The sequence below is a fragment of the Streptomyces nanshensis genome (genome assembly GCF_001751255.1).
GTDB lineage: Bacteria > Actinomycetota > Actinomycetes > Streptomycetales > Streptomycetaceae > Streptomyces > Streptomyces nanshensis_A.
Map to the genome: position 1 here is coordinate 1 of NZ_LJGW01000342.1, position 6,193 is coordinate 6,193.

The window sequence follows — 6,193 nt, forward strand, 5'->3', positions numbered from 1 at the left end:
CGTCCCAGCCGGGAGGGGGTGCCCGGTGGCGGCGTCAGGCCGCCACCGGGAGCTGGTGCCCTCCCTCGGACACGGGCCCGGACTCGGCCGGGGTCAGGGCCAGTTCGAGCACCTGCCGGATGTCGGAGAGCGGACGCACGTCCAGCTTCTCCAGCACCTCGTCCGGCACGTCGTCCAGGTCGGGCTCGTTCCGCTTGGGCACGACGACCGTGGTGATGCCCGCGCGGTGCGCCGCCAGCAGCTTCTGCTTGACGCCGCCGACCGGCAGCACCCGTCCCGTCAGGGACACCTCGCCCGTCATCGCCACGTCCGTGCGCACCTGGCGCCCGCTCAGCAGCGACGCCAGAGCGGTGGTCATCGTGACGCCCGCGCTCGGCCCGTCCTTGGGCACGGCGCCCGCCGGGACGTGCAGATGGATGCCGCGGTCCTGCAAGTCACCGACCGGCAGCTCCAGTTCGGCGCCGCGCGAGCGCAGGTACGACAGCGCGATGTGCGCGGACTCCTTCATCACGTCGCCGAGCTGACCGGTGAGCGTCAGTCCGGAGCCGCCCGTCTCGGGGTCGGCGAGCGACGCCTCGACGAAGAGCACGTCGCCGCCCGCGCCCGTGACCGCGAGCCCCGTGGCCACACCCGGCACGGACGTACGCCGCTCCGCCGGGTCCTGGGCGGACTCGGGGGTGTGGTGCGGGCGTCCGATGAGGGCGCGCAGCTCCTCCGGGCCGACGGCGACGGGCAGTCGGCGCTCGCCCAGCTCGTGCTGTGCCGCGACCTTGCGCAGCACACGGGCCACCGAGCGCTCCAGGTTCCGTACGCCCGCCTCACGCGTGTACTCGGCGGCGAGCTTGCGCAGGGCGCCGTCCTCCAGCACGACCTCGCCGGCCTCCAGACCGCTGCGTTCGAGCTGGCGCGGGAGCAGGTGGTCGCGGGCGATGGTGACCTTCTCGTCCTCGGTGTAGCCGTCGAGCTGCACGACCTCCATACGGTCCAGCAGCGCGTCCGGGATCGCCTCCATGACGTTGGCGGTGGCGAGGAAGACCACGTCGGACAGGTCGAGTTCGACCTCCAGATAGTGGTCGCGGAAGGTGTGGTTCTGCGCCGGGTCCAGGACCTCCAGCAGCGCCGAGGAGGGATCGCCGCGGAAGTCCGCGCCGAGCTTGTCCACCTCGTCCAGCAGCACGACCGGGTTCATCGAACCGGCCTCCTTGACCGCCCGCACGATGCGGCCGGGCAGCGCGCCGACGTACGTACGCCGGTGGCCGCGGATCTCCGCCTCGTCGCGGACGCCGCCCAGCGCGACGCGCACGAACTTGCGTCCCATGGCGCGGGCCACGGACTCCCCCAGCGACGTCTTGCCGACGCCGGGCGGGCCGGTCAGCGCGAGCACGGCACCGCCGCGCCGCCCGCCGACGACGCCGAGACCGCGCTCCTCGCGGCGCTTGCGCACCGCCAGATACTCGGTGATGCGCTCCTTGACGTCCTGCAGACCCGCGTGGTCGGCGTCCAGGACGGCCTGGGCGCCCGCGATGTCGTAGGCGTCCTCGGTCCGCTCGTTCCAGGGCAGCTCCAGGACGGTGTCGAGCCAGGTGCGGATCCAGCCGCCCTCCGGCGACTGGTCGGAGGAGCGCTCCAGCTTCTCCAGCTCCTTCATCGCGGCCTTGTGGACGTGCTCGGGCAGGGCCGCGGCCTCGACACGGGCCCGGTAGTCCTCGCCCTCGTCCTCGGGGTCGCCGTTCAGCTCCGCCAACTCCTTGCGTACGGCGTCGAGTTGGCGCCGCAGCAGGAATTCGCGCTGCTGCTTGTCCACGCCCTCCTGGACGTCCTTGGCGATCGACTCGGCCACGTCCTGCTCGGCCAGGTGCTCGCGCAGCGTGGACACGGCGAAGCGCAGCCGCTCGACGGGGTCGAGGGTCTGCAGCAGCGTGAGCTTCTGCTCGGTGGAGAGGAACGGGGAGTATCCGGCGTTGTCGGCGAGCCGTCCGGCGTCGTCGATCTGCTGAAGCCGGTCGACGATCTGCCAGGCGCCGCGCTTACGGAGCCAGTCGGCGGCGATCGCCTTGTACTCGGTCATCAACTCGGCGGCGCCGTCCGGGCCGTCCGTCTTCTGAGCCGTTCCGTCCGGTGCCGTCTCCTCCGCGACGGTCCCCTGGACCCACAGGGCCGCACCGGGACCCGTCGTACCGGAGCCGACGCGCACCCGCTCCAGGCCGCGGATGAGGGCGCCGGGGTCGCCGTCCGCGAGGCGGCCGACCTGCTCGACGCGGCCGAGCACGCCCATGCCGGCGAGGCTGCCGCCGATCCGCGGCACCAGCAGCACCCGCGGCTTCTCCCCCTTGTCCCCCTTGTTGTCCTTGTTCTCCCCGTTCTCCCCCTCGCCGGCGGCGGCCTGTGCGGCCTCGACCGCCGAGCGCACTTCGCTGTCGGACAGGTCCAGCGGCACCACCATCCCCGGCAGCACGACCTCGTCGTCGAGCGGCAGCACGGGCAGGGTGAGCAGTGTGGACGTCGAAGCCATGATCTCTCCCTCGGCAGGCAAGTTGAGCTATGCCCACTCAATGCATTCGAGGCCGAGGATGTTCCGCCGCGAGGCTTCTGTTCGCCATCAGCGATCACCGGCGGGGCGCGGCCGGATCCGCCGGGCACGGCAGGATGGGACGCATGCCGCCCATGTCCACGGAGCCCAGCGACGCCCTGTCCGCCGACGTCCCGGCCGGCGAGACCGCGACCACCGGCCCCGCGCCCGAGTCCAAGTCCGCGTCCGCGTCCGGCACCTCACGGCAACCGTCACCGCCGCCCGCGCATTCCGCGCCGTACGGACTCCCGGAGGACCGGCCCGTCGTCCTCGACCGCCGGGACGGCCCGTACGGCGAGGTGGTGCTGCGGCGGCACGGCGACGTCCTCCAGATCATCGCCAACGGCACCTTCCTCATGGACACCTCCGACGGGCGCTCCGAGCGCCTCCTCGTACGCGCCGCCCTGGACGAGCTGCGCCGAGGCCCGCACCGCGCGGCGCCCCGGCTGCTGATCGGCGGGCTCGGCGTCGGCTTCTCGCTCGCACAGGCGGCGGACGAACCGGAGTGGGGCGGCGTCACGGTCGTCGAGCGGGAGGAGGCCGTGATCGCCTGGCACCGCGACGACGGTCCGCTCTCCCCGCTCACGACGGCGGCGCAGCGCGATCCCCGTACGCACATCGAGCACGCGGACCTCGCGGAGTATCTGCGCCGCGGGGACGGGCTCTTCGACGCGCTCTGTCTGGACGTCGACAACGGACCGGAGTGGACGGTCACCGAGGACAACGGCTCGCTCTACTCCCCCGCCGGTCTCGCCGCGTGCCGGGACCGGCTGGCACCCGGCGGCGTCCTCGCCGTCTGGTCCGCACAAAGCTCCCCGACATTCCAGGAAGCATTGCGGAATGCCGGATTCCATAGGGTTCGCGCGGATGAGATCCCCGCCGTCCGAGGCGTCCCCGACGTGGTCCACTTCGCAACCAAACCGGCATAGCCGCGGCCGACACCAGCCCCTTACGCTTCTGCCAGCACGCATACAAACAAGGCACGGGGCCATGCAGGGGCGGGGTCTAATGGACCAGAAGAACATCACACCGACGCAGAGCAACAGCGCGAACTCCACGACCACCCCGGGCGCACAGCGCAGAATCCTGGTCGTCGAGGACGATCCCACGATCGTCGACGCCATCGCGATGCGGCTGCGTGCCGAGGGGTTCCAGGTACAGACGGCGGGCGACGGCCCAGCCGCCGTCGACACCGCCGAGGCCTGGCAGCCCGATCTGATCGTCCTGGACGTGATGCTCCCGGGCTTCGACGGGCTGGAGGTCTGCCGCAGGGTGCAGTCCCAGCGTCCGGTCCCGGTGCTGATGCTCACGGCGCGGGACGACGAGACGGACATGCTCGTCGGGCTCGGGGTCGGCGCGGACGACTACATGACGAAGCCGTTCTCGATGCGCGAGGTCGCCGCACGCGTCCATGTGCTGCTGCGCCGCGTGGAGCGCGCGACGCTCGCCGCGCACACCCCGCGCAGCGGGATACTCCGCCTCGGCGAGCTGGAGATCGACCACTCGCAGCGGCGGGTGCGGGTCACCGGTGAGGACGTGCACCTCACGCCCACCGAGTTCGACCTGCTGGTGTGCCTCGCGCACTCCCCGCGCGCCGTGCTCTCCCGCGAGCAGTTGCTCGCGGAGGTGTGGGACTGGGCGGACGCCTCCGGCACCCGCACCGTCGACAGCCACATCAAGGCGCTGCGCCGCAAGATCGGCGCCGAGCGCATCCGTACGGTGCACGGCGTGGGCTACGCGCTGGAGACACCCTCCTCGGGCTCCAACGGCGCCAACGCCGGGTCCGGCGCGGAAGGCGGCGCGGGCGGCGGCTATCCGGCGCCGGCCGCCGACGGTTCCTGACGGGCGGCGCCGGGACGTGACACAGCTTCCTGACTCGCCCTCCGCGACCCGCGCGGCAGGGCTCCCGCGCACGACGGTGCGCGTCACGGGGAGGTTCCTCGGACGCGCGCTGCGTGCCCTGGGCCGTGTGCACCAGCGCCTGCGCAGGCGCTGGGAGCCGGTGTGGCTCGGCTGGCTCGACCGCCTCTGGGAGGGGCTGCGTCCGCTCGACCCGTACCGCTCGGTGAAGGCGGCGCTCGGCGCGCTGGTGATCGTCTCCGTGGTGATCACGACGCTGCTCGCGCTCTTCGCGGTCAACTCCGCGACCGAGCTGCGCGTGATCACCATCATCTCGATCATCGCCTCGCTGCTGATCACGCAGTTCGTGGCGCAGTCGCTCACGGCTCCGCTGGACGAGATGACCGACGCCGCCCGCGCCATGGCGGACGGCGACTACTCGCGCCGCGTACGCGGCGACCGCCGGGACGAGTTCGGCGAACTCGCCGAGACCTTCAACCAGATGGCAGCCGACCTGGAGGCCGTCGACCGGCACCGCAAGGAGCTGGTGGCCAACGTCTCGCACGAACTGCGCACGCCCATCGCGGCGTTGAGGGCGGTCCTGGAGAACGTCGTGGACGGCGTCTCCGACTCCGACCCCGAGACCATGCGCATCGCCCTCCAGCAGACGGACCGGCTGGGCCGGCTCGTCGAACACCTCCTGGACCTCTCCCGCCTGGACAACGGCGTCGTGCCGCTGCACGCCCGCCGCTTCGAGGTGTGGCCGTACATGGCCGGGGTGCTCAAGGAGGCCAACATGAGCAAGGGGCAGGGGCACTCCCGTACGGACGTCCACCTGCATCTCGACGTCTCCCCGCCCGAACTGACGGCCTACGCCGACGCGGAGCGGCTGCACCAGGTCGTGGCCAACCTCATCGACAACGCCGTCAAGCACAGCCCGCCGCACGGCCGCGTGACGGTACGCGCGCGGCCGGGTGCGACCCGGGAGAGCCTGGAGGTCGAGGTCCTCGACGAGGGGCCCGGCATCCCGGAGTCGGAACGGGCGCACGTCTTCGAGCGCTTCAACCGCACGAAGGCCGCGGAGAACTCCTCGCAGCGCGGCTCGGGTCCGGGCGGCGGCGACGGCGGCACCGGACTGGGGCTGGCCATCGCACGCTGGGCCGTCGATCTGCACGGCGGCTGGATCAGGGTCGCGGAGTCCCCGAAGGGCTGCCGTATCCAGGTCACGCTTCCCGGTGTGGAGGAGGCGAAGGTCTGACGGGCGCGACGGTCCGGCGGCGGGCACAGCGGGGCGTGACAAGAAGGACGCACGCGAGGGGTGAGCGGTTCCCTCCTGTGGCGAACCTTGCTTGTTTCCCGCCGGATCTTGCGCGCAAACCAGCCCCGTGATGTGACTTGCGTGACGACAACCCGGCCTGGACTGCAAGTCAGGCGGGGAGAGGCGTAGCCTTTGTTCCCGCTGTCCACCACCTTTAGGAACGCGGAAGAGGGCGGTTGCCGCCGTGTCGTCACAGTCCCCGAAGAGCTCGAGCGTCTCGACCCAGCAGGACGGTCAGGGAAGCGATCCCGCCGCCGTGTTCGGCCCGAACGAGTGGCTCGTCGACGAGATCTACCAGCAGTACCTCCAGGACCCGAACTCGGTAGACCGAGCCTGGTGGGACTTCTTCGCCGATTACAAGCCGGGCACCGAGACCGCGGGAGCCGTGGGAGAAGCCGCGTCGGCCTCCGCCGCGCCGCCGGGCGCAGCGGCGGGCACGTCGGGTGCCGCCGCCGGACCCGCGCACG

The 6,193-nt window shown here is 72.0% G+C and carries 5 protein-coding genes; 4 read left to right on the forward strand and 1 reads right to left on the reverse strand.

Annotated elements, in window-relative coordinates:
- Nucleotides 1-34 precede the first annotated feature (34 nt).
- Nucleotides 35-2,512: an endopeptidase La gene (gene lon, locus AN218_RS20365; RefSeq protein ID WP_070018336.1), complete on the reverse strand. Its 2,478-nt coding sequence runs from the start codon at nucleotides 2,510-2,512 to the stop codon at nucleotides 35-37.
- Between the two features lie 143 nt (nucleotides 2,513-2,655).
- On the opposite strand from lon, the gene AN218_RS20370 reads away from it, so the two are divergent.
- From AN218_RS20370 to AN218_RS36870, 4 genes are all read left to right on the forward strand, one after another.
- Nucleotides 2,656-3,498 carry a spermidine synthase family protein gene (locus AN218_RS20370; protein WP_244900554.1) on the forward strand — a complete coding sequence of 281 codons (843 nt, stop codon included), beginning with the start codon at nucleotides 2,656-2,658 and terminating at the stop codon, nucleotides 3,496-3,498.
- A gap of 79 nt (nucleotides 3,499-3,577) precedes the next feature.
- Complete coding sequence (locus tag AN218_RS20375) at nucleotides 3,578-4,411, forward strand: response regulator transcription factor (RefSeq protein WP_070018337.1); 834 nt, start codon at nucleotides 3,578-3,580, stop codon at nucleotides 4,409-4,411.
- 127 nt (nucleotides 4,412-4,538) lie between these two features.
- Nucleotides 4,539-5,666, forward strand: a complete 1,128-nt coding sequence (locus AN218_RS20380) for a HAMP domain-containing sensor histidine kinase (protein ID WP_375537799.1) — start codon at nucleotides 4,539-4,541, stop codon at nucleotides 5,664-5,666.
- Nucleotides 5,667-5,910: 244 nt separating this feature from the next.
- Nucleotides 5,911-6,193: 2-oxoglutarate dehydrogenase E1 subunit family protein (locus tag AN218_RS36870; protein WP_216311785.1), on the forward strand; the 283-nt coding region annotated here is incomplete at its 3' end.

Bases quoted from the DNA above. Each gene is read 5' to 3' on its own strand.
- AN218_RS20370 (WP_244900554.1), top strand. From the start codon at position 2,656: ATGCCGCCCATGTCCACGGAGCCCAGCGACGCCCTGTCCGCCGACGTC.
- lon (WP_070018336.1), bottom strand. From the start codon at position 2,512: ATGGCTTCGACGTCCACACTGCTCACCCTGCCCGTGCTGCCGCTCGAC.
- AN218_RS20375 (WP_070018337.1), top strand. From the start codon at position 3,578: ATGGACCAGAAGAACATCACACCGACGCAGAGCAACAGCGCGAACTCC.